Source organism: Massilia sp. CT11-108 (assembly GCF_047302915.1).
Lineage (GTDB): Bacteria > Pseudomonadota > Gammaproteobacteria > Burkholderiales > Burkholderiaceae_D > Telluria > Telluria orientalis.
The window spans coordinates 1-557 of the sequence record NZ_JBKYMO010001187.1 but is presented as its reverse complement, the minus strand read 5'-3'; the positions used below and the strand labels follow the sequence as shown (position 1 = coordinate 557).

The window sequence follows — 557 nt, the reverse complement described above, 5'->3', positions numbered from 1 at the left end:
TTTTTTAACCCACCCCCCCCCAAACCCCCTTCTCGCCCGGTCGGGGGGGCGGTGATTTGTTTAAAACCCACAGGTCCCGGTGCGCCCGGCGCCGCGCGCGGCTCGCCGGATCCTTGAAGACGGCATACGGCACGTCCTGGATCACGTACGGCGCGCCGTTCACGTGGCCGATGATCATCAGCACGTGGCCCGGCACGACGACGAGGTCGCCCACCTGCGCCTCCCGCACCGCTTTTACACGCGCTTCATGGGTGTCCGCCGCAGTGAACGCGCGGTGTTTCAGCGCCGTCGACGTGCCTTGCAGCCCGGAACTGTGCTGCAGCAGCAGGCCCATGGTGCGGTAGGTCTCGGCGATCAGGCCGCTGCAATCGCGCGCGTCGAACTGGTGGCCCCACCCGTAACGTTCGCCGAGCAGCTTGAACGACTGCCGGATGATGTTCGCGCGCGTGAGCGGCAGGTAGCCCGGCGCCGTATCGGCGCTGCGGCGAATCAGCGCCGGCCGGATCGCGAGCGAGCCGTCGGCCTGGCGCACGGGCAGCAGCACGGGCCACGACGCG

Annotated in this window: 1 protein-coding gene; it reads right to left on the bottom strand. The window is 69.1% G+C overall.

Annotation, left to right across the window (positions count from 1 at the left end; all coding sequences use genetic code 11):
- Positions 1-4: 4 nt before the first annotated feature.
- Positions 5-557: NlpC/P60 family protein (locus ACEN88_RS33890; RefSeq protein ID WP_413346754.1), on the bottom strand; the 553-nt coding region annotated here is incomplete at its 5' end.